Origin of the sequence: Moraxella sp. CTOTU46711, from assembly GCF_031975715.1 — a bacterium.
Taxonomy (GTDB): Bacteria; Pseudomonadota; Gammaproteobacteria; order Pseudomonadales; family Moraxellaceae; genus Faucicola.
The window spans coordinates 15,446-42,386 of sequence record NZ_DALYMP010000005.1 but is presented as its reverse complement, the minus strand read 5'-3'; the positions used below and the strand labels follow the sequence as shown (position 1 = coordinate 42,386).

General features: G+C 40.8%; 9 protein-coding genes. 6 read left to right on the top strand and 3 right to left on the bottom strand.

All coding sequences use genetic code 11. The features are described from left to right. Window positions 1-6 precede the first annotated feature (6 nt). Window positions 7-1,086 carry a hypothetical protein gene (locus tag RTJ53_RS08010; protein WP_138018271.1) on the top strand — a complete coding sequence of 360 codons (1,080 nt, stop codon included), beginning with the start codon at window positions 7-9 and terminating at the stop codon, window positions 1,084-1,086. 25 nt (window positions 1,087-1,111) lie between these two features. After that, a complete protein-coding gene (locus RTJ53_RS08005) occupies window positions 1,112-1,705 on the top strand; it encodes a hypothetical protein (protein WP_128681459.1) in 594 nt (197 codons plus the stop codon). A 50-nt stretch (window positions 1,706-1,755) separates the two neighbouring features. Here the strand turns inward: RTJ53_RS08005 and RTJ53_RS08000 are convergent, their stop codons facing one another. Then, window positions 1,756-2,121 (bottom strand): hypothetical protein, encoded by a 366-nt coding sequence (locus RTJ53_RS08000; RefSeq protein WP_128681458.1) that lies wholly within the window; start codon window positions 2,119-2,121, stop codon window positions 1,756-1,758. Window positions 2,122-2,310: 189 nt separating this feature from the next. Between RTJ53_RS08000 and hsdR the strand changes: the two genes are divergently transcribed. From hsdR to RTJ53_RS07985, 3 genes are read left to right on the top strand one after another with little or no spacing between them, the layout of a single operon-like run. Beyond that, entirely contained in the window at window positions 2,311-4,674 is a 2,364-nt protein-coding gene (gene hsdR, locus RTJ53_RS07995) for an EcoAI/FtnUII family type I restriction enzme subunit R (protein ID WP_312276562.1), read from the top strand. A gap of 41 nt (window positions 4,675-4,715) precedes the next feature. Beyond that, entirely contained in the window at window positions 4,716-6,329 is a 1,614-nt protein-coding gene (locus tag RTJ53_RS07990) for a class I SAM-dependent DNA methyltransferase (protein WP_312276561.1), read from the top strand. Window positions 6,330-6,332: 3 nt separating this feature from the next. Then, complete coding sequence (locus RTJ53_RS07985) at window positions 6,333-7,850, top strand: restriction endonuclease subunit S (protein WP_312276560.1); 1,518 nt, start codon at window positions 6,333-6,335, stop codon at window positions 7,848-7,850. Between the two features lie 35 nt (window positions 7,851-7,885). Here the strand turns inward: RTJ53_RS07985 and RTJ53_RS07980 are convergent, their stop codons facing one another. Then, window positions 7,886-9,220: a replication initiation protein gene (locus RTJ53_RS07980; protein WP_312276559.1), complete on the bottom strand. Its 1,335-nt coding sequence runs from the start codon at window positions 9,218-9,220 to the stop codon at window positions 7,886-7,888. 783 nt (window positions 9,221-10,003) lie between these two features. Beyond that, window positions 10,004-23,362 carry an LPD1 domain-containing protein gene (locus RTJ53_RS07975; protein ID WP_312276558.1) on the bottom strand — a complete coding sequence of 4,453 codons (13,359 nt, stop codon included), beginning with the start codon at window positions 23,360-23,362 and terminating at the stop codon, window positions 10,004-10,006. 306 nt (window positions 23,363-23,668) lie between these two features. On the opposite strand from RTJ53_RS07975, the gene RTJ53_RS07970 reads away from it, so the two are divergent. Further along, window positions 23,669-26,923, top strand: a complete 3,255-nt coding sequence (locus RTJ53_RS07970; RefSeq protein WP_312276557.1) for a hypothetical protein — start codon at window positions 23,669-23,671, stop codon at window positions 26,921-26,923. Window positions 26,924-26,941: the final 18 nt, after the last annotated feature.

Here is a 26,941-nt window from a genome sequence, read left to right as displayed (position 1 = left end):
AGCGACATGACAGCTAATTCTATCAATACTGATCCAAGTAAACCCAAAGTTAAAGAAACGGTAGTTAACACTAAAACAACGGATTTAAAGGCGGTTAAAGAGCCTAGTAAGCAAGAAAAAACAATGAACTACATCATTTATGGTGTAGGGGCAGGTTTTATATTGCTGTTTATTGGGTTAGCCATCTTCTTGTTAATGCCAGCAGATAATTCCAAAAAGAAAGCACCGGCCAAAGATGCCACAATGGTTGCGTCAGTACCGGAACCTGTGACAACACAGCCACCGCCGTATTTAGCGAGTTTTGAAAACAACCCAAACGGTTGGTATTTTCAGCCACAGCCTTTTGATAGCCTTGTTGATGAATCTATTAAAAAAGCGATTGATAGCTCGCCATACAATCAGGGTGGCATTTTAGTTTCACCAAGCGGCACACAAATGACCCCTAATTCACCTGAATACTTTACGGTGGTTAATGGTATTCGTGAAAGTCAGAAAGCTAAATTAATGCAGGAATACCCCACTGAGCCACGAGGGGCTTATCAACAAATTTATCATCTTGATCCAGTGGCCGGTAACCGTGTCGCTATCAGTGACCCGAATGATATCTTAGCTATCGAGAACCAAACCGCTCAAGATATTGCCACTCAGTTAAACAATGGCATCATCAGCTTGCCAGCTCCAGCGAAAGAACAAAATCAAAAAGTTGAACCCAAAGTCATTGATATGACAGAGGAGCAGCGTCAACGCTATATGTCATTAATCCAAAATCTTCGTGACTGGAACCATAACTTACAAGTTGAAAATGCTGATTTGAAAAAACAATTAGCGCAGCAAGAGAAAGGTATGACCCATATCATTCAAAAGCTTGAAGATAGCCCAACAGCGAATGAAAGACTACGCGCTACCATGCTGCCAAAATCAACTGGCCTACGCACAGAGGCGATGGTAGGTGGCAGAGCTTGGGTACGAGACACCAAAACAGGTGCGTTATACTCATTAGAAGTGGGGTCTGTTATCCCAAATACTGAATTACGCGTCGCTGAGTTAAAAGAAGATACCGGCATTGTTATGGTCACGCGCAAATAAACCATTTTTGAGTTAAAAAATAAAGATGAATACACCCAATGCTTTTTTAATACTCTACAATGTAGTAGCCTCGTTAGGCTACTTATTTGTATTCTTGCGCTATTTTATAATGGCGGTGGCAGTGGTTTGGACGATAATTGCCTTGCTTAATATATGGGGTTTAACAACGGCTCATAGCAATGGCCAAATGAATAAGCTATTTCCATCACAGGCGCAACCGACGATGGCGAGTGCCTGGTTTCAGCTATTTATTGCCGGGGCATTATTCGTCCTGGCATTAAACCTTTTGCCAGCCACATTATTTAGTGCGATTTTAACAGGCTCAACCGACGCTGTTCAGAACTATAGCGTGGGAAGCTATAATCCTGATCCCACAGCCAGCCAAATACAAAGCCTCACCAAAGGGCTAATTCAAAGTTTGATGGCTTTAATAGGCTTATTAGCTTTCTATCGTGGTTTTGTGACCTGGTGGCAAATATCTCAGGGTACAAGCAATCAAGGGATGGGTAGGGTATTGGGTTTCTTCGTTTTTGGTGCATTGGCGTTTAATTTCTTTTGGGTCAATGACGTACTATCAAGTATTACTGGTATGAATTTCTTGAAAGCGATACTTGGTTAACCAAAAAATTATATTTTCATTAATTAACCCCTCCTTGTTGAGGGGTTAATTTATTTGTTGTGTGAGTTTAAAAGATTTTCGCACATACCACTTGGAACACCTGACGCAATCAGCTTTTTTTGTTCAGCTTTAGTCATTTTATCAAGACGATTAACTATTGCCTTTGCCGCTTTGCTTTCTGATCCGTACCGTTTGCTTAGAATTTTTGAATAAGCTGGCGTAACAACTTCATCAAAATAAATACCTACATTTGCAATATCTACCATATCGTATTCACCGCATGTTTGATATTGAGCGGCTTCTTTAGCATAGCCTGTTAAATATTTATCCATCTGCTTATCATTGGCAATATTTTGATTGGCAAATGATGAAACACTAATAATGGATAAAGTTAATAAACTAAATAGTTTTTTCATAAACTTCCTTTAATTATTCAAAGTGATTTAGAGAACAAAATCAAAGAATATCAGATTTAATAGGTAAGTGCTGGAAATATGGTTTGATATTTCTTAATCCTTACTATGATGTAGTTTTTAGCAAAAAAATATTTAATATGCTATCTTAAGTTCAAATTGACTAAGAGAACCTACAGGTTAGCAACAGCTATGCGAGTTTTAAGCGAAAGTGATATGCGCTTGCGTCATATTGACCCAGCGTTAATGAAAGCACAGTGGAAAACAGAGCAGATTTTCACGGAATATTATTTTACCGATGGTCAAGTTTTAGTACAAAACAATATCGTTAAGCGTGGTCAGGGCAAAAAATGTGACTACCTTCTCACAGCTGCCAATTTGATAACCCCATTAGCCATCGTCGAAGCCAAAAAAGGCTATAAAAGTGTGGGTGATGGTTTGCAGCAAGCGATTGATTATGCGTCGATTCTTGATGTTCCATTTGCTTATTCCTCCAACGGTTACGGCTTCGTTGAACGTGATTTATTGACAGGTAAAGAAACCAATCTAACAATGGATGAATTTCCTACGCCTGAGCAGTTATGGCAACGCTATGCGAATGCTAAAAAGCTGTCCCCTATACAAGAACAGGTTATTAAGCAGCCTTACTATTTTGACCGTTTCAAAAACATAAAGCCGCGCTATTATCAACGCATTGTGATTGATAGGACGGTACAGGCAGTCGCTAAGGGACAAGACCGTATTTTGTTGGTGATGGCCACAGGGACAGGCAAGACTTACACTGCCTTTCAAATTATTTGGCGATTGATGCAAACCGGGATAAAAAAGAAAATATTGTTTCTTGCTGACCGTAACATCCTAATTGACCAAACCATGCAAAATGATTTTAAGCCGTTTGAAAAAATCATTACCAAAGTGCAAGGCAAAGACCTTGATAGCTCGTATGAAATTTATATGAGCCTTTATCAACAGTTGGCTGGCGAGGAAGGCGAGGAACCGTTCCGCCAGTTTAAGCCCGAGTTTTTTGATTTAATTATCGTCGATGAGTGTCATCGTGGCAGTGCCAAAGAGGAATCACTATGGCGGCGTGTACTTGATTATTTTAGTACAGCAACTCATTTGGGATTGACCGCCACGCCTACCGAAACCAAAGAGGCGAGTAGTACCTACTATTTTGGTGAACCTATTTATACTTATAGTTTAAAACAAGGCATCCAGGACGGCTTTTTGGCTCCCTACAAAGTTATGCGTGTGTTACTCAATAAAGATCTTGAGGGCTGGCGACCCGAAGCAGGAACGAGAGATATCGAAGGAAAATTGGTCGAAGATAGAGAATATAATATCAAAGATTTTGACCGAAACATCGTGCTAAATGAGCGTGAAATTACGGTTGCCAAGCGTATTACCCGATGGTTAAAAGACAATGACCGCTATGCCAAGACCATCATATTTTGTGTTGATATCGAACATGCCGAGCGGATGCGACAAGCGATGGTCAATGAAAACACTGATATCGTTAAAGATCATCCTAAGTACGTTATGCGTATCACAGGCGATAATAAAGAAGGCAAAGACCAACTCGATAACTTTATTGATGTCAATGAAACCTTCCCAACCATTGTTACCACCTCCAAGTTAATGACCACAGGTGTAGATTGCAAAACCTGCAAGTTGATTGTTCTTGATAGTAATATTGGTTCGATGACTGAATTTAAGCAAATTATTGGTCGTGGCACACGGCTTAATGAAAAACACGGTAAGCTGTTTTTTACCATTATGGATTTTCGCAATGTGACCAAGTTATTTGCCGATCCAAACTTTGATGGTGAGCCAGTGCAAATTATTGAAGTACCGCCTAATAGTGGTGATGATAAAGGCGAAGATGAAGGTGAGAAAGGGGAGGGGCAGCCACCTAATGATGAACCCACTGGTGGAACAACAGGCGAGCCACCAATATTTGATCCACCCCAACCACCGCCACCACGCAAAGTTTATGTCAAAGGCGTTCCGATTGAGATTAGCAAAGAACATGTGCAATTTTATGACGCCAATGGCAAATTGGTTACCGAAAGTCTAAAAGACTACAGCCGCCGCAACATTTTGCAGGAATATGCCAGTCTTGATGATTTTATCCATGCTTGGCAAGATGCTGATAAGAAACAAGCCATCATCGACGAGCTTGAAAACAACGGCGTATTTTTTGAAGTGTTAGAAGATTTGGCAGGTAGGCATGATTTAGACCCATTTGATTTGATACTGCATATTGCCTATGATAAACCCCCATTAAGCCGAGCCGAACGAGCCAATCAAGTTAAAAAGCGTGGCTATCTGCATCAATATGATGAAACCTGCCAAAAGGTACTAAATGCTTTGCTTGATAAATATAAAGACGAAGGTATCAAGCCTTTTGAAGATATGATTGTATTGAAAACCAAGCCATTTGATAGCATTGGTACGCAAGTGCAAATTGTCAAAGAGTTTGGCGGCAAGCTAGGCTATAAACAAGCGATTAAACAATTACAAGCCATGTTGTATGGTTTTGATTCAGCGGCATAGTCAGCGTTATTTTATAAATTTTTCCAACAATAGGTTGTTTTATGAGTATTGGTAGTTTTGTTAAAAGTATTCAAAATATTATGCGTGGTGATAGCGGTATTAATGGTGATGCCCAGCGTATTGAGCAGATGGTATGGCTTTTATTTTTAAAGATTTACGATAGCAAAGAACAAGAATGGGAGCTTGAAGATACCGAGGAAGAATATCAATCTATCATCCCGGAAAATATGCGTTGGCGAAATTGGGCGGTCGATAACAAAGACGGTAAAGCACCCACCGGTGATGCGCTGCTCAATTTTATTAATAACGATGTCATACCGACGTTAAAAAACATACCAATTACTGATAAAACAACGCCCCGTCAAGCTATTGTGCCGACGATGTTTGAAGATGCCAATAATTTTATGAAAGATGGTATCTTGCTACGTCAAGTGATTAATGAAATCAACGATATCAACTTTGAGGACTACGGCGACCGTCATGCGTTTGGTGAAATTTATGAGACCATTCTCAAAAGCTTGCAAAGTGCCGGTAATGCTGGCGAGTTTTATACCCCAAGGGCAGTAACCGATTTTATTGTGCAAATGATTGACCCAACATTGGGCGAACAGGTAGCAGATTTCGCTTGCGGTACCGGTGGCTTTCTAACCTCAACGTTAAAGCATTTGACCCCAAAAGCCAAAACCATTACCCAGCAACACCAACTACGAGCCAGCGTATATGGCATCGAGAAAAAACCGCTACCTTATATGCTCGCTGTCACCAATATGCTTCTGCACGATATCGACAATCCGCAGATTTATCACGGTAATGCCCTAGAGCGTAATGTGCGTGAATTGGAGGATAATGAACGCTTCGATATTGTCATTATGAATCCACCCTACGGTGGCACAGAAGGCGAAAACATTAAAAATAACTTTCCAAACGAGCTTCAATCCTCAGAAACCGCTGATTTGTTTATGTCGGTAGCAATGTATCGCCTCAAAAAAATCCAAGACGGTGGCGGACGCTGTGCGATGGTTATTCCTGACGGCTTTCTATTTGGTACCGATGGGGCAAAATCAGCAATTAAAAAACGCTTAATTGAGGATTTTAATCTCCATACGATTATCCGCTTGCCAGCGAGCGTGTTTGCACCTTATACCAGTATCACCACCAACGTATTATTTTTTGATAATAGCAAAAAAACTGAGCAAGTTTGGTTTTATCGTCTCGACATGCCAGCCGAGCAAAAACATTTTTCCAAAACCAAACCGATGAAGATTGAGCATTTTGCTGAGGCAATCGACTGGTGGCAAAACCGTGTGGAGATCAAAGACACACAAACTGATACTTATAAGGCCAAAGCATTTACCCCAAAGGAGCTTAAAACCGAGATCACCGATGAAAAATTGGTCACCAAAAAAGATGGTAGTACCGAGACTATCACCGAAACCAAGGTGACGTATGACCTCGATTTGTGTGGCTATCCGACCATTGAAGAAGAAGTCTTAAGTCCCGAAGATACCATCCGCACGTTTCATGAACAGCGTGACGAGTTAAATCGCCGGATTGATGAGCAGTTGACCCAAATTGCCAATTTAATTGGGCTTGATTTGGTCAAGGCAGATTTGATTAACGAGGTGATTACGGAAGATTCGGTAGGCGAGGCATAACCAATGGCAAACTACAAAAAGAAGGCTGCCAATGCGGTGTTGCTGGCGGATAAGATGCGTAAGTCAGTATTACAGGCAGCAATAGAAGGCAAGCTAACTACGCAAAATCCTGCCAAAGATGGCGATGCTCAAGATTTATTGGCAGATATACAGGCAGAAAAACAGCGGTTAATCGTGGCTGGTGAGATTAAACGAGAAAAAGCATTGCCAGCGATTGATGAAAATGATTTGCCGTTTGATATTCCGAATAATTGGGTTTGGGTCAAAATAGGCGATATCTTTAATATTGTTCGAGGTGGCTCACCAAGACCTATTCAGCAATTTTTAACTACTGCTAATGATGGTTTAAATTGGATTAAAATTGGTGATACTGATATTGGTGGTAAATACATTACCTCCACTAGAGAAAAAATTAAACCAGCAGGACTGGTTAAAACTAGATTGGTGAAGAAAGGTAGCTTACTACTTACCAATTCTATGAGTTATGGCAGACCCTATATTCTTGAAGTAGATGGATGTATTCACGACGGATGGTTAAGCCTTACACCATTAAGCTCTAACCTTTCAAAAGAATTTTTTTATTATTTGCTAAGCAGCACTTTTGTAAAAACGGAATTTGATAAAAGTGTGTCAGGTGCAGTAGTCAAAAATCTTAATTCTGATAAAGTTAGAGACACATTAATTCCTTTGCCTCCTTTAAAAGCTCAACAAAGAATTGTAGAAAAATTGGAGGAAATATTGCCACAGCTTGAGCAACTGCAAGCCGATGAAAATAAACTACATACTTTGCAAACCGCCTTTCCTAGCCGTATGCAAGCGTCATTGTTACAAGCCGCTATTGAAGGCAAACTGACCACGCAAGACCCCAAAGCAGATGGCATGGCGAGCCACCTTCTTAAACAAATCCAAGCCGAAAAACAACGCTTGATTGACGCCAAAGAAATCAAACGAGAAAAACCCTTGTCCGCCATTACCGATGAAGAAAAACCATTCGATATCCCAGGTAATTGGGAGTGGGTGAGATTAGGGGAGTTAACGTTTAATTGGGGGCAAAAATTGCCTGATAAAGATTTTACTTACATTGACATATCATCAATTAATAACAAGTTATTCAAACTTGGTGAAGATATGGAAATACTAAGGCCGAATCAAGCTCCCTCTCGAGCAAGAAAAATAGTTAAAAAGGGAGACATAATTTACTCAACAGTCAGACCCTATCTAATGAATATTTGCATAATTGATAAGAATATTGAACCTGAACCAATCGTCAGCACAGGGTTTGCAGTTTTTAATACTTCTTTAGATATCACTAATCAATATCTCTTTAGGGTACTTTTAAGTCCGTATTTTGATAGTTATGCAAATCACAACGATAACGCCAAAGGGGTAGCTTACCCTGCTATAAATGATACTCGTTTGAAAAATGCTCTTGTACCATTACCACCACTTGCCGAGCAACAACGCATTGTCGCTAAACTTGACGCCCTATTGCCAAAAGTACAGGCACTTAATGACCTTTAATATTCAATAGAGCCATCTAATCTATAGAATTACATTCACTGTTTTTTACGGTCTAATAACTCTTGGATTTTATGAAATGAATTAACGGTAGCAGGGTCTTTTAGGTCCTGTTTCCAATCCTCAAAAATCTCCGGATAATCTCTACGGTCATTTGGTGCTATTTTACCGGTGTTAGCGTCAACAAAATCTTTAGTATATATGGCAAGCTTTTTAATCTGTGCGTCTGATAAACCTTTGCTCTGCCAACCTGGGGCCTTATCCATATCATACGTTTGCTCTAACAAATGAATTTCATCCTTAGCTTCATGCTCACTGGCTTCTTTTCGCGTATTTTTCAAAGTTTTTTCGCTAGTATCTTCAAAACTAAAGACAATCTCCGATACCACTCTACCTTTTTTATTTTGGGTATAGGAAATACGATAAGGAGTATATTGCTCTATGTCTTTTATGGCTCTATTTAAAACATATACCTTAAAATCAGCCATTTTTGTATAGGTATCAACGCAATTAAATTTTTCTCTTAAATATTCGATCGTGTAAGATTTCTGCTTATATTGCTGGTGCATGCAGCTTGAAATCAGTTCAAATAAAATCATACCGTAACAGCCTAAATTCACAATTAGCTGTCTTTCATACTTAGTAAATGGGTTTGCCTTATCAAATACTGTCAACATTTCGACAACATCGTTATGAAGATCAACATGTATCTCGCCCAATTTATCCTGATATACAGCTTTAGTTAACCAACTAACCTCAGTTTTCGTTTTCTGTTTTTGATTTTTCTTAAAGTCCCAAAACGCATACGATTTGTTCACCAAAGCCGAGCAGCTTTCAGCTAATTGCACATAATAGGCGTTGCCTTTAATGCTATACTCAGTTTGAAAGTCCTGAACCTTGATGACAAATGTGCGTTGATTAGGATTTTGTTCGACTGATTTGCGTACCAGTGGGGACAAAAACATAATCAATCTTCTTTCATTTAAGTCCAAGTCAGTGATCGCGTTTAATAAACGATTTTGCAAGACAATCCAATTTTCACCATAAACAGGTGTAGGTTGCTGTGGCTGTTGTGGTTGCGCTGCTGCAACCTCATAAGTTTTGCTTTCTATTATTGGTGATGGTGTAGTAGTAGCTACAGGCGTTAGCGTAGGTTGTGGTTTTGATACTGGTGATGTAGCAGGTAAATCTTGATTAATGCTTTTAGGCGCAACTAATTCAAGTACAGCGTCATCGGTTAAATCTAAGCCATATTTTTGGGCAAGCTTTAATCGCTGCCTCATATTATTTTGATGTGTTTCATTCATAAAGCCGATAATAGCTTCAAAATGTTCCTTATCTATTTCATCTAAATCTGCTAATTTTCTTTCCATCGCTATTTCACTTTATTCTACACTACTATACGATGATAGTACCACATTTAACGAAAAATCGTTATACCTATTCGTCATATCGCCTAAATTTTTTATCAAATTCTCCATCGCTTTAATTTTTCTTTCCTAAAATGTTCGTTATATCGCTCATTTTTGTATAAAATTCACTAATATTTGGGGTTATATGACGAATTACCTACATATCTATTCGTCATATTTCCTAAAATGTTCGTCATATCTACCTTTATTTTAACTTTTCTTTCCTAAAATGTTCGTCATATTGCTATTTTTTATAAAAAATTGACCAAAATTTAGGCAAATATGACGAATTATCTTTATAATCATTCGTCATATTTCCTAAAATGTTCGTCATATTAGTAGCCTTTTTGACGATTTTTCCCAAAAATTTCATTATATCGCTGATATTTTTTCTAAAAAGCGTATTAATCTATCAATATGACGAATAAATAACATTTTCATTCGTCACATTTCCTAAAATGTTCGTCATATCTCCTAAAATCTTCGCAGAAATTCCTAAAATCTTCGTCATATTTTCCTAAAATGTTCGTCATATCTCCTAAAATGTTCGTCATATCTCCTAAAATCTTCGTCATATAAAAAATTTTTACCCTATTGAAAGCTAGTAACTATACGGTCTCCCAAGATTTTGAAAAAAAGGACAAAAGCTTTAAAAAGCTTTAAAAATGTTATAAAGATAAAAAAGGATTTTTTACTAATAAATCATAAAAAACCGCCCAAAATTTTTTGGACGGCTTCGTTTAATTACATTTCCAGGTTAGATAACCTATCTTGTCGATAGGATTGTTCAAGAGCATTCTGAATTGAAGCATCATTGTTAGATTGACGCTGTTGATTTTGCTGTAACACCTCATTTGCCACTTTAAAACGTTGCAGCTGTTCGTGTACCTGATCATCGGATGATATCTTGCCAGCAATCTCAGCCAAACCATCGAAACTCTTATGACGTTGATAGCTGTTTAGGTTGCTATTTAACGTGATAGCCTTAACTACGAACATATCTGATAGCTTCTCAATCGCTTCCCATCCAGCAGGGCGTTTAGGCTCTGCTTCTGACGGTTCTTTAGAATGCTCAAGCAGCTTAACCATATCTTTTGCGGTTTTAGCTGCACTTAAGTCACCCAACATTTTAGCGGTTTTAACAAAGTTTTCATCATGTTCAGCACGTACTCGAACCGCTTGCTCCAAGATTGCTGTATTAACCTCCATACCAAATTTTAGCTCATTAACCGTCGCCTCAAACGCGCTGGCTTGGTTGGCCTCATTTTTGATAGGCTTATACTCACCCAAAATTTTACTGTTAACATAACGATGGTTAACTTTCTCAACCACCTTTAAATCTTCCAGTAGTTTATTGGCTTGTCCCAAGAATGAAAAATCACCATTAATTGACTGTTCAGGCGCATCGAGCAAACGTTGTTTCATGGTATTGACACTATCGCGTTCTCTTTCGATATCGCGTGACCAAGCACCGTAACGTGTTGCGTGGTTAAAGATACGTTCTGTTTTATCAGACAGCTCGCCAGCACTTTCATTAAGCATCGCTTTAACCAAGCTAAATGCCTCAGTTTGTGTTTGCTGTTTATTGGCCATATTACCTGAGATTTTTAAGTCTTGGTAATGCTCGGCATTCGGATTGGTGGCCTTCATCAGTTTAACAAACTTCAAGGCTTCATCTGTGCCAATGGCTTTCAAACTACTTTCAACAATATCTCGGGTATGTAGCTTTTGCGCCATGCGCTTTTCATCGTTCATATCAGCGTGGCTAATCGTAATAGCGGCCAATAAGCTCTTAGCACGTTGGGTTGGCAAGTCGTCATCACAAATGATCTCAAAACTATCGGTTAGCTCTTTGCTTTCCAACACTTTAGGCTCGATGTTAAGCTCAAAACGCACAGCATGATCCGTGGTAGCCATTTTTGATGCCGCAATCATAATGGGTTTAAACGCTTGTAGTGTGCCATCTTTACCATGCACTTGATGGTTAAATTCCCGACGCTGTAAAGAATTATGCAGCGTACATTCGGCAATCAGGTCAGGCTCAAGTGAGTCTTGCCGTGATAAGTTTTCCAAGTGTTGATTTTTCACTACCTGCATGACTGCTGCTGTACCAATAGCCGCCACCTTAGCAAAATCCTCATTTTGTACCAATCCATTAGTAGTAGGGTAGCTTGATAAGATATTGCCGTCTTTGATGTTGGCATCGGTTAACGCTCGGCGAAGATGGTTATTAACGGCGGTATCGTGTGCAGCAATATCAATAAATTCATTGACCATCTTATTTGCATTGCCATCTTTAAAATAAGCAACGAGTGGCTCCAGGCGTTTCATGTTTTCTTTATCGTTGGTAAGATAAGCGGTCACATAATCTTGCACATTGATATCAAAAACACCCCCCTGGCCAACTTGCCGACGTAAATCAACATCATCGACCTGCGGCTGTTTAACCTGCGCCTGGGCGGTTTGCTCGTTATCCTTCGACTGCTGGGCATCGAGCGAGGCCTCATTCGTTAACTCAGCGACTTGAGATAAAATCAGATTATTGATTTTCTCAAGATTTTCCATTGATTTTCGTTGTTGGCCAAGCGTTGTGATATTTTTATGGTTATTATCTGAAATAAAGCGTTCTACCCATAAAACAGCGCGGAAGTCGCCCAACTCGAAAGGACTACTTGGCTCTTTAGGTACTTTGGCCAATGGATTGAGCTTATCGTACTGGTTTAAGTTCTCTGTTTTATGCACCAAGTAATCAGCTTGCTCTTTACTCATGGTTGCACTAAGTACCGATGCCACCAACTCATACCGGGCTGTATTGGTGACCAGCTGGCGTGATGAATGGGCGAAATCGCCTTTAGTTGCTAAATTAAACAAGCCTTTGTGAAGCACGGCAATATGTTCGTCGGCCTGATCGTTGATTAAGGCCTCAGCATGGCTTAATTGCACATCAGCGTCGTACTCATGTACTTTTTTCGCGCCATACAGCAACCGCTCAGTGGCTTGTGGATAGTCACGGTACTGTGCAGCCATGATATCAACCACCACTTTGATTTCATCGTCATTCAATTCACCAGCATTGCGAATTTTATGGCTAATGCCACGCACCAGCTGTTTATCATAAATAGGCTCAACCAAGATATGTTCTTTTAATGCTTCCTTGGCATTCTCGAGATCAAAATCCGGTGTTCGCGCTGCAAACTGCTGATTTAAGGCCCGGACTGCTTCAAGCCCTGTATTGTCTTTAGGGTTGTATGCTGCTTTTTGTACGATGTTACTTAAAAGCATATTGGCAAAGCGTTCATTGATGCCATATTCTTCAATCGTTGGATTAGATTGAGTTGGGTTTAGCGTGTGGGCTAAGATTCGAGTTTTAAACTCCACCAAAGCGTCTTGTGCAACTTTGTTGTCATTTACACTCATGGCTTTATCAAGCGAATGATCAATGGTTTTGAGCATATCGTCATTTTGGCTATAAATCACCATCACATCAGCCGCTTTATCTACCAACGCACCTGCTTTAAAACCAGTCATTGCCGCATCATTGAGTGCCTTAAACTGCGGCTGTGATAGGTCCTGCTGGGCATGTTCGATACGAATGTACCCATCCCCATACCCGGCATTATTTAAGCCAGTATTCTCGGTTTTGGCATCAGGTGTTTGTTCAGATTCCAGGCTCTCTATTTCGCTTGCCGTTGAATTGGCAAGTTCAGCTGCTTTAGCCGCTTCTTGGGCTTGTTGTTCCAGTTCTTGAGCTTGCTGTTCAAGACGAGCGATACGTTCTTGCTCTGCCTTCAACGCACGTTCTTCAACAACGCTTGCGACAGCCAGCTTACTTTCTGCAAGACTGCCACCATTTAGCAGGAAGTGATGAATATCGGGATTTGCTACGTTGCTAACATCATCACCACGTTTTGCTGGGGCAAAATCCTCTTTAAAAAATTGGGTGAAGTTATAGTGTGTGGTACGCCCTTGAACATCAGTGATACCGGTGAGACGCACATCATTGACTTTTTTCATTTCGCTTATGACACGTCGATAAGCATCATTTGGGTTAAAGCTGACCAATGGTACCTTAATATTGATACTGTCATTGGCCTGTGGCATTGCACGGCTAAACAAGGCATCAATAGATAGGTCATTATCAAACTCTTTGACTTTCTCGGCCATATCAATAATCGCACCTTCTGCCATGATCGCAAGATCGGTTGGATTCAGTTTTGCATCAAAGCCAAAGTTGTCACGCATGTAGAGCTTCATTTCATTCATGGTTTTATCAATCACACGTTCCACTTCATTGCGGTGTTGTGGGTTAACTTGCTCATTGTTCTCGTAAGCGGTTAGCATGTACGGTAGTAATTCCAATTCTTGTCGCATTGGATTGTTTTCACGCATTGCTAACTGTTGAGCTTCAAGTGCAATCGGGTTCTGCGCGGCGATCAATGAGTGAACATCATTCATCACGCCAGCATAGGCTTTCTCTGACATCAGTTTTTGGAAGCCATGATGTGCGCCCAACTCATGTAGCAGACATGCCACTGTCGATTTTTCTGTTAGATTATCAGCCACTAACACGGATTTACCGTCTTTGTAAAAACCTTCGACGCCATTTAACTCATTAACGCTCTTAACGGTACCGCGTTGTTGAGCTTCATCTTTGGTGATAATTTCAACAAGTCCACTACCAAGTAGATTTTGGGTATTCTGTTCGCCAAAACGTTTGGCCAATGTATCAAACACCATTGTTTTTTGAGCATCAAGTTTGATGGCATCAGCAGCCATTTGACCGCGTTTGTTCAATGGGAAGTTGGCAATGTTATTGGCTGGCGCGATAGGGGTGGCGGCTCGACTAAACAACGCCGTTGATTCAAAGACCATTTCACGCTTGCCCTGGGCATTTTCAAGCTCTACCACTTTTTCCACGGTTCGTTGTTGTAGCGTAGATAAGAAATCGTCATACGCCTCCATAATTTGCGGCATTTCTTCTTTAGTTGGGTAAGGATAAAGCTTTTTACCTAAACCGGTAGCGGCAGCAAACTCTTGCTCTGAGCGCACGTTCACCAAAAAGTCATTGCGAATACCTAGCTGTTGTCCTTTTTCTTTGACATACGCCTCAAAGCCCCGAGCAAACAATTCAGCTGGGTCTGACCAATATTTTCGAGCAGCTGGGGTGGGTAAGGCACGGCAGCGTTTGGCCATACCGCTTCTATCCAACACCTTATTGATTTTATTATAAGCATCTTTCAGCTCGTCTCGGATGTTGAGCTGATCGATCTGATAATTATTTAAAGAACTTGGCATTTTAGGGTTGCCAGTAATTTCATCTTTGTCAATCAAGTAATTGTCTAGCGCATGCGCCCATTCATGAGCGCAGGTGCCAAGCCCTTTACTCCGGGTGATATTGATATAGCCCCCAACGTTGACATATTCGCCATTACCGTGATTATCAAACTGGCGTGGATCATAAAAAGCAGCCGCTCTTGCGCCACCGCCATGTCGTCCAATCGTTAATCCTAATTGACCACCCAGGCCGATTGCATTGGTAGGTAAGCCAATAATTTTAGCCATATCGGTATAAGCCACTAAGGTATTCTCAGCGATGACGGCGCGTTCTTGAGGCTTGATATAGTTACTGCTACTAAATTCCACGCCCATAAACCCGAAGTGCCGTAAAATCGCTTCATCGGTGATTTCAAAGTCGTAATCTTCACCTTCGCGCTGATAATCACTTAAGGTATTTCTAACATCGGTTTTCTTAAGTGAGGGTTTTGCCTCATTGGTTGCTTTTTTATCCTGCTCTTTACTTAGCAAATGCTGAGGTAGGGCAGTCTCTACAAACTGTTCAAGGGCTTTTTCACGAGATTCAATACCTTTTAAGGTGGTGCTGTTATACTCATGCAGCTTATCCCATAAAGCGTAATTCGTCATGTCTCGTTTAAACGAATAACCTAATTCATCCTGCTTAATAACACGCTCTTTACTAGGGTTAATTTTGGCAAGCTCTTGGTCGATAGCGAGCATATCTTCCATACTGGTAAATTTTTCAATTTCAAATACATTGCCACGATCTTTCTCACTTGGCGATATTGCTGCTTTAATCACGTAAAGACGCTTATCTTCTTCTGCAACGCCTTCTTTAAACCGGAAAAAGCCAGCTTTGGTTTCATCTGCGGTCATCGCTGCACTGTTGTAGTAGGCAAAGAATGTCACTTTGTTATAGGTTGGATCGGTCGCCAACGGATATTGCTGGCTAAGTTCAATATTTTTCGTCGAACCGATATCAACGTCTTGAATGATATTGTCTAGTACCTCGCCTTTAAGACTACGAGTGACGGTCACCGCTGTTTTACCAAGTACCCCTAAAGCCGTATTGAGTAATTGATTATCTGAGCTTGCGGTAATGCGATTAAGTTCTTCGGCAGATTCAGGCGTTAAATGCTCTTTAAAACCCTGTAATGAGTAAGCAGCAAAGATATTTTGTAATTTACCGCTGTTCATTCCCACGACATCCCGGAAAGCCACTTCTGCGGCAAACTTAGATTCGTCGTTCTTGATTTTAAAGGTGGTATCGTGATTGTTTAAGTCGTTGAACCCAAGCTGCTCTGTTCTTCGGCCTTCTGCTCTTGAAGGGCGTTCATCGACAAAGCTTTGAGCCAGTACAATAGGGTTGTCCTGTGATTGTGCTACCTCGGTTGGCTTTAACGCTAGATTTTCGACTGAAATATGCTTCCATTGCTCAAATGGCAATCTTGCCAGCACTTCTGCCTTCACAAAATTGTTATAGATCGCGGCAGAATAAATAAAGCCATTACGCTTATCCTTATCTGTGTTGTCAATGCGATACATATTGTATTTGTACTGCTGAGAATATTTTTCGATATTTCCAGCTTGCAGTTGAAGCAAGGTGGTTAAGCCTAAGCTGCGACCACTGGCATACTTTTCAAAATCACTTGCCGTTTCAGGAATGTCGTTATAGTTGTTAAATAACGTCGTAAACAGCTCATGCTTGTATGCCGCATCTTCTGCCCATTCCCTTAATACCGAAGCGGAGGAGAAAGTACGCGTTCTTTTTCTTGGTTTTTCAGGGATGCTATCGCGCAAGATAAAAGAAACTGCTTTGACATAGGGGTCATTAATCTTGTTAATCTCGCCCATGCCCCAGGCACTAATACCTTTTTTAGCAAACACATCCGCAGTAATCATGGCAAGCTTGTCGGTTCGTCGCCCGATAATTTTCTCACCAATTTGCTGAGAAATAATTTTTTCATCAGCCACGGACGCGGCTGCACCATCTAATAACTCGCCTTGGGCTGGCGTGTTATCCTCAGTTGGTTGTTGTTCAGGTTCAGACATTGGTCCAGGTGTGGCCGTATTATCTTGACCTGGTTCTACATCCAGCTCATTGTCATTAGGCATTGGCTTGTCACTGTCAAGTTGGTTATCTTGTTCATCGGCTGCCAATTCCTGCTGTTCTTCTTTGAGGCGATTTTGGGTGGTGACGTATTCAGCAACCATTGCATCGTTAATCGCTATAGTGTTGAGACCAGCTTCGGTTAACAGTTGATGCACGGTACCAAAATCAGCATTATCAAGCTTCGCTTTCTCAATAAAACCATCTTTTACCAACTCAAAATCATCATCAAATTGGCTAACATGGTATTCATTACCCACGTCTAATACCGTTGATGTTCCGGACACATGCAACCATTCGCGTTGTGGGCTGTCAGTTGGGTACAACTCGTTCACTTCTAAGTAATACGCCAATGCTTCACCCGGCTCATACTGGTAATCGCTTACCAGTTTTTGAGTGGCATCATCGAGTAGTTGCACATTGTCATCAATCGCTGGGGCATTGTTATCGGTCACTGGCGTATTGTCATCGACAGGGCTGTTCTCCTCAATCGAGGTCAAGCCAATATCGGCACCATTATCGTTAGCTGGTGATTGTTCAGGTGTCTGTTCAGGGGCAGGGGCTTGTTCGGGGCTATCCATACCAAGCTCCTGCTGTGCATCGAGGCTAACACCTGTCTCATTTAATAGCCAACGCTGATTATTGGCAGCCGTCAAGCTACCAGCTAATTCATCCACAAGATCATTATTAAAACCGATTGGACTTGCATCAATAGCTGGGCGTAAAGTCTGCTCTCTTGCAACCAATACCTCGCGAAGGCCTTGTATATTGCGTTCTGTGGCAAGCTTTTCATCGCTACGAATATAGTCTTTTAATTGCTCAATGCGGCGTTCATCAAGTAAATTAGATAAGAATAAGGCAGCAGTGTTGTCATTGCGCCCTAGGCCTTTAATGAACACATTTCTTTTTTGTTCAGCAAAGTGGTCTTTGACTTCTTGGCTTCGAGCCACCGCAGCGTTTAAGATATTATTGACCATCGCATCGCGGCCAAGTGAATCGCCTGAGTCTTTGGCATTTGATGCTGACAAGGTTTGAAGGTGTTTAACCACGCTTTCGATTGCTGGGCTTATGGCAATCTTTTTACCCAACATATCAACCAGGGCGTCTGCATCGGTTGGCTGTACTGACAGCGTTTTAAGCTTTCTTTCGGTATTTCTTAACGTAGTCGCATCATAGAAGCTATCAAGCTGATTATTAAATTGTAGTGGTTCAACCGATTTGGCCATAATTGGCGGCATCGGCTCACGAACCATGTTCGCTTTTTGGGTATTATTGGCCACAAAACGCATGACGGTATTCGGATTCTCAAATGCCACGGATAAGTTTGTATTGGGAGCCAAAAGCCCTAGATTGGTACTGGAATGTAGCCAATTTTTACGTTCCGGCGAGCCTTCTGTTTGAATAAACGCGCCTTGGGTGTTTGGGTTGTTTAATACATTTACAAGCTTATTAAGTGGCTGGGTCTGCTCCCAAACATACTCAGATTTAGCTTCATCTGCTTTGCCAGTGATAAGATAGTTCGTTGCAATCGCTGTGACTGGCGCGACTTGACCATCCTGCCGATGTTCAGTGACAAATGAGGTGTGCTGATAAACCCCATTTCTCACCATTTTCATGATAGGCGTTTCTTCCCGAATACGGCCTTGTTCAATCGCATCAATATCCGCTTGAATTAAGTTTGCGATGTGTGAATTATAGCCACCCACCAAATTATAGGTGGTGGTACCAATAATTCTTGCACTGACACGTTGTTGATTATGCTTGGTGTCCTGCTGATACTCACCCAATTCTTCCATGAATAAATCAGAGTAACGATTATCAAAGAAACTACCAGTATTTAGGTATTGCCCTGGATCAATGCCTAAGTCTTGGCTTGTTAAACCCATTTGCTGTGCTTTTGCTTCCACAATTAAGTCACTAAGGCCGCTTTGGTACAGAAAGTCACGGACACTTTCTAAGTGCTTAACGTGTTTAGCAATACTTTTAACCGTTTGGGCGTCACTGGCAGAGATATTATCTAAGTCAAATTGACTGATTTTACTTTCTGCGGTACTGGTACGGCGGTCTTGCCGCACGACGATATTAAATAGCGTATCAAGGCCATTTATCGGCGTATGAACCGTGGTTTTAATGAACCCACCTCCTTCTACGGCAATGGCTTGTTCACTTGCGGTCACATCAGAACGAATATATAGCGGTGCCGTAAAGTCTTTAAAAATTCCTTCAGGAGATACCATAGTGGCACGGCGAATTTCGACACTGCCGCGACGTAAATTACCCTCCGCATCCGTGTTATCGAGTTCGGCAATCAAAAAGTCCAAGATTTTTTGATTGTCTTGACCCATGTGGGTCGTTTCATAAATGCCGTGTAGTTCTTCCAACTGTAAATAGGGCGTTGAATTGGTGGTTAAGGCATTGGCTTCACTACGGCTTACAAAGTTTAGCGTGGCCATTGCATTGTTATGCAGTGTTTTAGGATTGGCAGCTTGCGTAATATCGGTATTAATCAGATTAAGGTAATCTTTGGCCACACCGGTTAAGTGCGCGGCATTGATTTGAAAATGATTAATTTTGCCATCGGTGTGCTTGGTAAATTGCGTATCAAGGCTATTTTTTTGTAGCTTGATTTCATTTAACTCAACGTTTTTAAATGCAAGCACAAGTTGACTATTTCCAAGCATCTGTGTCCCTTGTGCATCGGTTCGCTTTCCGATAAGAGCCTCCATCGGCTCAGTGCTATTTAATAGCTGTTCGATTTCTTTTTCATTGGTGCCAATCGCACGTAGTTCATCAACACTTTTTAAGCGAATACTCGCAGTTTTAGGCTGATAACCTCCTGCAACTGATATATTTGAGTTGTTGATGATACCGTTGGCGTAGATATGTCCGTCAGCATCTTTAGTAAAGGACTGAACATCGAGCATCAAGCGGCCATAATGCTCGTTATTTTTTAAATCAAACTCACTGGTCAGTCGTGCCACAAGTTGTTCGGCAATCGGTGTTGCAGCCTTACTCTCATAGCTTTCCACTAATGATTTTTTAATGTTGTTAAGCGAGAAGTTACCTGAGGTAGCCAAGCTTGCAATTTGTTTAGCGCGAATCTCGGTCACATTTAAATCGCTAAACTCTTGTGCCAATGCTTTAATCTCACCATACTCGGCAAGCAGCTGTTGTGTTTTCTCTTGGCGACGTGCTTCACCGCTTGGTTCAGTTGAGAAGTATTGACTAGCAACCTGATTAAGCAAGGTGCCTTCTGAAAAATCGCTTGTTTCTCCTTGAAGCTTGTAAGCACGATAGAGTTCGTGAACCTTGCGACGCGTTAAGGCCTCATTAATTTTAGGATCGGCATGTAGCATGCCAAAATCTGCCTGTTCAGCCGATTCTCTGTATATCGCATCATTTTCAAGCAAAATAGGGCTAGATTGGTAAATGTTTTTGTGCAGATCGTTAAAGTCGCTACCTTTTAACATCGAGTTAGAGTTAGAGCGACGCACAGCGGTATTGGCTGCCTGAACTTTTCTTTCTACCTTATGATAATCATATAGCCAAGTATCATCTGAGGTTCTTTGAGCAAAATTGTTTTGTAGGTTTTTAAACGCCTCCAAGTCATACGTGCCATCGGGCTTTTGTATTGATGCACCATCCACATTGGCATAAGTTTTGATCAGTTCATTGACGTCTTGAACATATTGCTTAACCTCTTGGTCAATAAGGGTCTTAGCATGTTGAAAATCGGGTAGGGTTAACGATAGCGAAACATCCTCACCGTATTTGGCTTTCATATTGGCAACCGCTTCTACCGCAGTCGATTTACCAACGTTGTTAAAATAGCCTAGCTTGTCTTTAGTGTGGTCATTATCGGCGGCAATAATAAAATCATGCCCCTGTTTCCCAAAGCGTCCCACCCATTCATCTAACACTGGTTCAAGATTGTGAGCATCACCATAGAAAACCACGATTGCATTTGGGGCAAACTTTTTAGCTGAAATACCAGTTGCCTGACCTTCAACAAAGATAATTTCCTGGTTTTCTAGTTGCCCATTATTTAAGGCCTCGACTGTGCGATACGTGCCTTGATCAAATAAGACCGTAAATGCCCCTTTTTTCTCGGTATGTTTGACATGGTTTTTGGTGGTATTGGCTTGATAACTACCATACGCGTTTTTCTTTCTTTCAGTATAGATATGCTGCGCCCCGGCAATTTCCAGCTGGCCAGCCTCACCAAAGCGGTATAATCGTGTTAATAGGTCATTATTCCTAAGATAGATTGCCCCATCTTTGACTTGTTTGCCATTTTCAACCTTTCTAACTGCGTATTTACTTAGATTAGAGCTTGAAATATCCATTTCCCCGGTATGCTGGAAAAATGTTTTTTGGCGATCATTTACGCCATTTTTAATGAGCAAAACATCCGGGCCTACCTGACTAAAATCCACAAACCCTTTGGTTTCAGCCAAGTAATAGTTTTGTGATAGGTCTAATTTATCCTCATGGAAATTAGATAGGGTAAAGACGCTGTTTAAAAACGTCTGTAATTCTTTAAAATTATGCTCTTTGGTAAATTGTTCTGCAAAACTTGCCTCTGACTGCGTAATGGCCTCTGATACCATTTGCTCAGTTTCATGTTTTGCTTCTAAGTTAACTTGCTCTTGTTGATGCAAATTAATATCGTTCTGACTTGCTGCGAACCACTTATCAAAGCTTTGCTTATCCAAGTGTTGCTTGATGGCAATGTAGTTACCCTTGTAATAGTCATTAAGGATGCCTTGTATGGTTGGATGCACAATCGCTTGCTTACCATTACTAAAGGTGACATTGCCGTCCTTAAAGCTTGAGATTGACACCATGCCTTTGTCACTAATAGCGACACCGCCGTTACGTTCAGAACCATAAACGGTTGCACGTAGCCAGCCACCATGCCATTTAACATTTCGCAATGAGCTTGCATTGGCCTCACCAAAAGCTTCACTCGCTTCTGCCAAGTTTAATGCCGACTCCATCAAGGTTTTATGACCAATTTCCGAAGCAATGCTCTCAAGCGACTTGAGTTCAGGACGACTGGTTTGTGACTTTCGATTGCCCTGAAATTCATAGAGTTTGTGCTTATTGATAAATTCTAAAATGGTTCCCCCGGTAGCAAGATAACCTGGGAAATCTTGGTGGATCATATCATTGATATTGTCAACGAAGCGGCGGCGACCATAACTATTTGAATTTGGGTTATCGTTTTCGACCCATTCAGTGATGACCCCTAGGCGTTTATAATCGAGAAATTGTTGCCACTGTGCGCTTTCTACCTCATTGAGCTTGCCAGCCTTGGCTTTGTTATATAGCCGTTGTTGGATTTCTTTGGCTTGCTTGCTTTCTACCGGAATACTAGGTGGACGGTAAGCAGACTGGCGTGGTTTAACCAATTCTGCATTAATTTCATTGGCTAAGGCTCGGTTGCGCTTTAAGACATAATCGTTTTCAAGCTCTAAAAATACATCAAAGACATGGGAGTCCTTTTTCATCTGCTCATAGCTAGGTACTTTATCTAAGCCATTTTCATAAATAAAGGCAGCCTTCGATTGGCTTTCGCGTTGGTTCTTACCGGTCAACTTATAGTTAAGATAGGTCTCAATATATTTTTTATTGTCGGCAAGTTTGTAAGGACCCACGGTACCGTCTAGATTGGCATAGCGTTTTGGGAAATTATCCTCGGTTACCGCAAAAACAGTTAAGCCTTTTAAGCGAATAGGGCTGGCAATCTGTTTGATGAAGTCACGATATTGATAGTCACTGGTATATCTTGCTGGGTCAGGATAAATCAGCACTGGCTTATGATTGACCTGCGGTAGTTCAATGTTGTTAATGGGATAACCATTCTGATCAAGTGGGGGAATGACGGTGTATGGCAAGTTTTGTGGCTGCACATTATAGTAAGCATCACGCCCTACAAACGCGTTGGGATGCGTTTCTTTGGCAACAAAAGGGTTAAGCAAATAGGTAGAAGGTTCACGCGGCGTTCGATTATTGACTAAATCGGCGAATTGCTTTGCTTGTTGCTCATACTTAACACGTTCATCAAAATCTGCTTTAGCTAAACTTTTATCGTTGGTGTTACTGTTACTCCAACCTGTTGGTGGTGATAGCAACTTATTACCAAATAAGAATGCCATTGACTCACGCAATGATTGTGGATTGTTTTCATCTAATCGGGCGCGATGAATTTTATTGATAAACACACGGTATAGCCCGGTATCGTTATCAAAATTGGCAACACGCTCTAAGGCATTACGAAATTCTGTGTCATTTTGAACGGAATTATAATCGGGGAATAGCGTGTGTGGCTCACCATAACGTGCGCTGGCGGTTAATTGTAAAAATGCCAAAAAGGTTTGTTTATCAACATTTTTAACATTATTTTCGTCAATCTCGTCCAGTGCTAAATCCGGTTCATCGACGATACGATTTTGATAAATTGGCAAGGTTTGCTCAAACTGCTGCATTTCAGCCATTGTTTGCTGATATTCGTCACTGACCACTGCTTTGTTAAGGCCAAGCGCATCAAGTTTTTGCTCATTGGTAAGCTGTGTATTTGGATAGTTTTCTTCTAAACTTTTGTCTATTAAATTAACCAGTTCTTCGATTGAAATATCGCCATTATTAAATGAATTTAGCAATGTTTCGTTATTTATAATTTTTTCAAATATCATATTTTTTACCTATATATATAATTTACTAAAAATACGCTTGGGTTAACCCAAAACACAGTTTTACTAAGTTATTGTAACAAAATGGACGCAACCTAGCTAATTTGGTTAATAACATAAGTATTTGATAATAAATGTAAAAATATATAATTTGAGAAATAGAACACTTTAAAAAAAGGTTTTTTGCATGGTTTGTTACAGCGAAATTACGTTGATTATTCTTTTTTAAAAAAATTATGTTAAAATTTAAAGAAATTCGTACAATTTCTACATAAAAATTCCCCATTTTTGTTGAATGTAAGGCTATCCATGAAGATTGCTAATATCATATATAACTTATTTCTTGGTGCGTTATCTGCCATGAAGTTAAACCCATCGGACTACTGTGATATTGAAACAACCGATGATTATAGTACGCTAGTTCTAAAAGACCGTTCTATGATGACGTTTGTTCGTTATGACGGGCTGTTATCGACGATAGATGACCAAATATTTATACAGATGGTCGATCACATTGATAAGCAGTTAACAGGGCTTATGTCACAAAATGGCTATAAGATAGGATGTGTTTTTCGTCGAGATTTAGAGGCAAATTCTCAACTGCAAAAGGTGCGAATGCTGAAAAAGCAAACGGCCAAAACACTTGATTTATCAATGGATGATTTAATTGATGAAGATACCAACTTATATAGTAATAGCGTGTATGGGGAAGAAATTTATTTCTGCTTGATTACTGAGCCTCGGGTATTAGAGGACATTGACTTACAAGTTGAAAATGAGCAGCGTTCAAAACAGATCGGCCCCTTAATGCGCGATTGCCAAAATCTTTTAATGCCAGTTGAAGTGCTACGAGCAAGACACATTAGTTTTGTTGAACAATTTGTGGCCGCCTTTAGCGTAGAGTCTTTTTACACAAAACTTGAAGTGATTAGTGTATTAGACGCTATCAAATTTATTCGTCATCAGGTTGCCCCGGACCGCACCAGTGATAGTTGGCTGCCAAGCATCCCATTGGGTACTGCAAACGCAGAATATCTTGGTATTCCTAACTACCATACACCGGTCAGATGGTCACATACAGCTGACCCCGATGATATTAGTTATATTTTACCGCCACCAATTCCACGGCAAATTATGACATCCTCCATCAATGTATATGGGGTAAAAGAAGGCTTGCCCAAAAACACAATTTCAGTGGGCGGTCGCTTATATACAGCCTTTGTGATGGATATCCCACCAAACCAACCCATTATCTTTAATGGACTTTTTGGCTCGTTCAATCAGTCCTATAGTGAGTCGGCCAGTGAGGAAGCTGACGGCAATCGTCGCTCTATGCCATATTCAGTCTGCTATATGATTTCAAGTGATGGTATGGCAGGTACAAGCATCAAACAAATGCTAACGATGTTTTTAGCCAAAGTTCCTAAAGATACCAACATGAATGTGAAAGCTGCCTTTGAACAGCTTAACTTCTTAAAACGCTCGAAAAATGAGGCGATTGTTGGTATGCAAGTCTCAGCAATGACTTGGGTGGAAGATACCGAAATAGGTCGTAAAGAATTACGCACGTTAAAAACTCGATTGGCCACCACATTATCTTCTTGGGGTGGCATGACCGTCGTTGAAAATATCGGCGATCCGGTGATGTTATTTCAAAGCAATATCCTAGGTCTGAGTAAAAAGCATCAAGGTACTAAAGCAGTTGTTCCTTTAGCTCGAGCGATTGAATTATTACCCTTAACACGCCCTGCGTCCGCGTTTCCAAATGGTACGGTATTACATCGCACCTTAGATAATAAGCTCATGCCACTTGAGAAATTTAGTTCAAACATGAGTGCATGGGTCACTGTCTATGCTGGGCGTCAAGGTTCAGGTAAGTCGGTGTCATTAAATAATCACTTACTTGAAAGCTGCTTTATGCCAAACCTTAAACGATTGCCTTTAATTACCGTTATTGATAAAGGAATCAGCTCAACAGGGTTTATTCATCTGCTGTCTGATGGTTTGCCAAGTAATAAACGAAGTCAAGTGGTTAGTCGTCAGCTAAGAAAGTCTAAAGAATACTCGATTAATCCGTTCGATATCAGACCAGGGCTACAATTTCCATTGGAAAGTGAACGTGATCAAATGATTACTTTTTTAACCGCGTTACTGACACCCAATGAACGCAAGGAACCTTATGAAGATACTGGCGCGTTTGTGGCACGTTTGATTGATGAAGTGTTTTTGTACTATAGTGAAACCGATGCCTCATCCGCTCCAAAAAAATATGTATCAAGGGTTAATTCAGAATTAGATCGCATTATTATTGACAACAATGTCATTAAGTTTAAAACCAAGGTTGTCTTTAATGAAGATGGTGAACCCATTGAGGAAATTGACATTGCCCATCCCGAAGATACCACGTATCTAAGCTTGGTGAGAACCATGCACCGTATGGCAGAAAGATATCCTTATGACAGCGATGAATACTTATCGTTAATGCGTGGACGTGATTTAGCCCAACGCTACGCAGTACCTATTTTGCCCGATTTTGCAGCCATCTTAAATAAACCCACCATCAAAAACACTTATAAGAATAAGACGCCCGGTGGGGACTCGATGGTTGATTACATGCTACGTACTATCACTGATATTCAAAACTCTTACCCATGTTTCTGTAACCCAACTGAGTTTGATGTCGATACTGCGCGTGTTGTCGCGCTTGATTTACAACATGTAATTTCTAAAAATAATAAAAAACAAACCTCACTGTTTTACCAAGTGGCTCGCATGGTAGGTATTAAAAAATTCTCATTAACCGAATATGACCTCCCAAGATTTAATGACAGTTTTCAGTCCTATTATCAGCGAATGTATGAAAACATCAAAGAAGATAAAAAAATCTTGGCGATTGATGAGATGCACAATGCAACCGATGACATGACTTTTATTAAACTCGTCGATACGGATGTGCGTGAAGGGCGTAAGTGGGGGTTAGAACTGATCTTCGGCTCACAGCGTCTAACAGACTTTGATTTTGGTACCGGCGAAGATGACATCCAATTATTAAGCGGCGTCACGCAGTTATGTCTATGTAGTCAAATTAGTGGGTCGGAGCTGGCAACCTTCCGCAATTTCTTTAGCAAAAATCGTGCGATTGAACATATCTTGCCTTCGATTGGTATGTCGTCTCAAGGCCTTAACTTCTTATCATTCACCCGAACCAAAAATAATGAGTATTGTACGCCGCTTAATTTGCCGATTGGTCCTAAACGGTTATGGTCACTGACCACTGACCAAGAGGAAATGCTACTGCGCGATTATATGTATGAAATTGCCGGTACGCGCCGACACGCTATTGCCGCGCTATCCTATATCTTTAAAGTGGGAGATGCCAAAGAACGGATTAGAGAAATGCAAGCACGACTGGAGAGTAAAATTCAAGATCGTAACGAGGTTAAAGCCATCCATGCCAACCAAGTACGTGATTTAGCAAGAAGCATCTTAATGAGTTATGACAATTATCTAGCCCAGCAGCGTCAAGCGTTGCTTGAACGTGATAATTATCTAATGGCCTCATAAAGTAGTATTAACCACTAA

Excerpts from the sequence above, each read along its gene's own strand:
- RTJ53_RS08010 (WP_138018271.1), top strand. The coding sequence starts at position 7 with ATGACAGCTAATTCTATCAATACTGATCCAAGTAAACCCAAAGTTAAA.
- RTJ53_RS07970 (WP_312276557.1), top strand. The coding sequence starts at position 23,669 with ATGAAGATTGCTAATATCATATATAACTTATTTCTTGGTGCGTTATCT.
- RTJ53_RS07985 (WP_312276560.1), top strand. The coding sequence starts at position 6,333 with ATGGCAAACTACAAAAAGAAGGCTGCCAATGCGGTGTTGCTGGCGGAT.
- RTJ53_RS07975 (WP_312276558.1), bottom strand. The coding sequence starts at position 23,362 with ATGATATTTGAAAAAATTATAAATAACGAAACATTGCTAAATTCATTT.
- RTJ53_RS07980 (WP_312276559.1), bottom strand. The coding sequence starts at position 9,220 with ATGGAAAGAAAATTAGCAGATTTAGATGAAATAGATAAGGAACATTTT.
- RTJ53_RS07990 (WP_312276561.1), top strand. The coding sequence starts at position 4,716 with ATGAGTATTGGTAGTTTTGTTAAAAGTATTCAAAATATTATGCGTGGT.
- RTJ53_RS08005 (WP_128681459.1), top strand. The coding sequence starts at position 1,112 with ATGAATACACCCAATGCTTTTTTAATACTCTACAATGTAGTAGCCTCG.
- hsdR (WP_312276562.1), top strand. The coding sequence starts at position 2,311 with ATGCGAGTTTTAAGCGAAAGTGATATGCGCTTGCGTCATATTGACCCA.
- RTJ53_RS08000 (WP_128681458.1), bottom strand. The coding sequence starts at position 2,121 with ATGAAAAAACTATTTAGTTTATTAACTTTATCCATTATTAGTGTTTCA.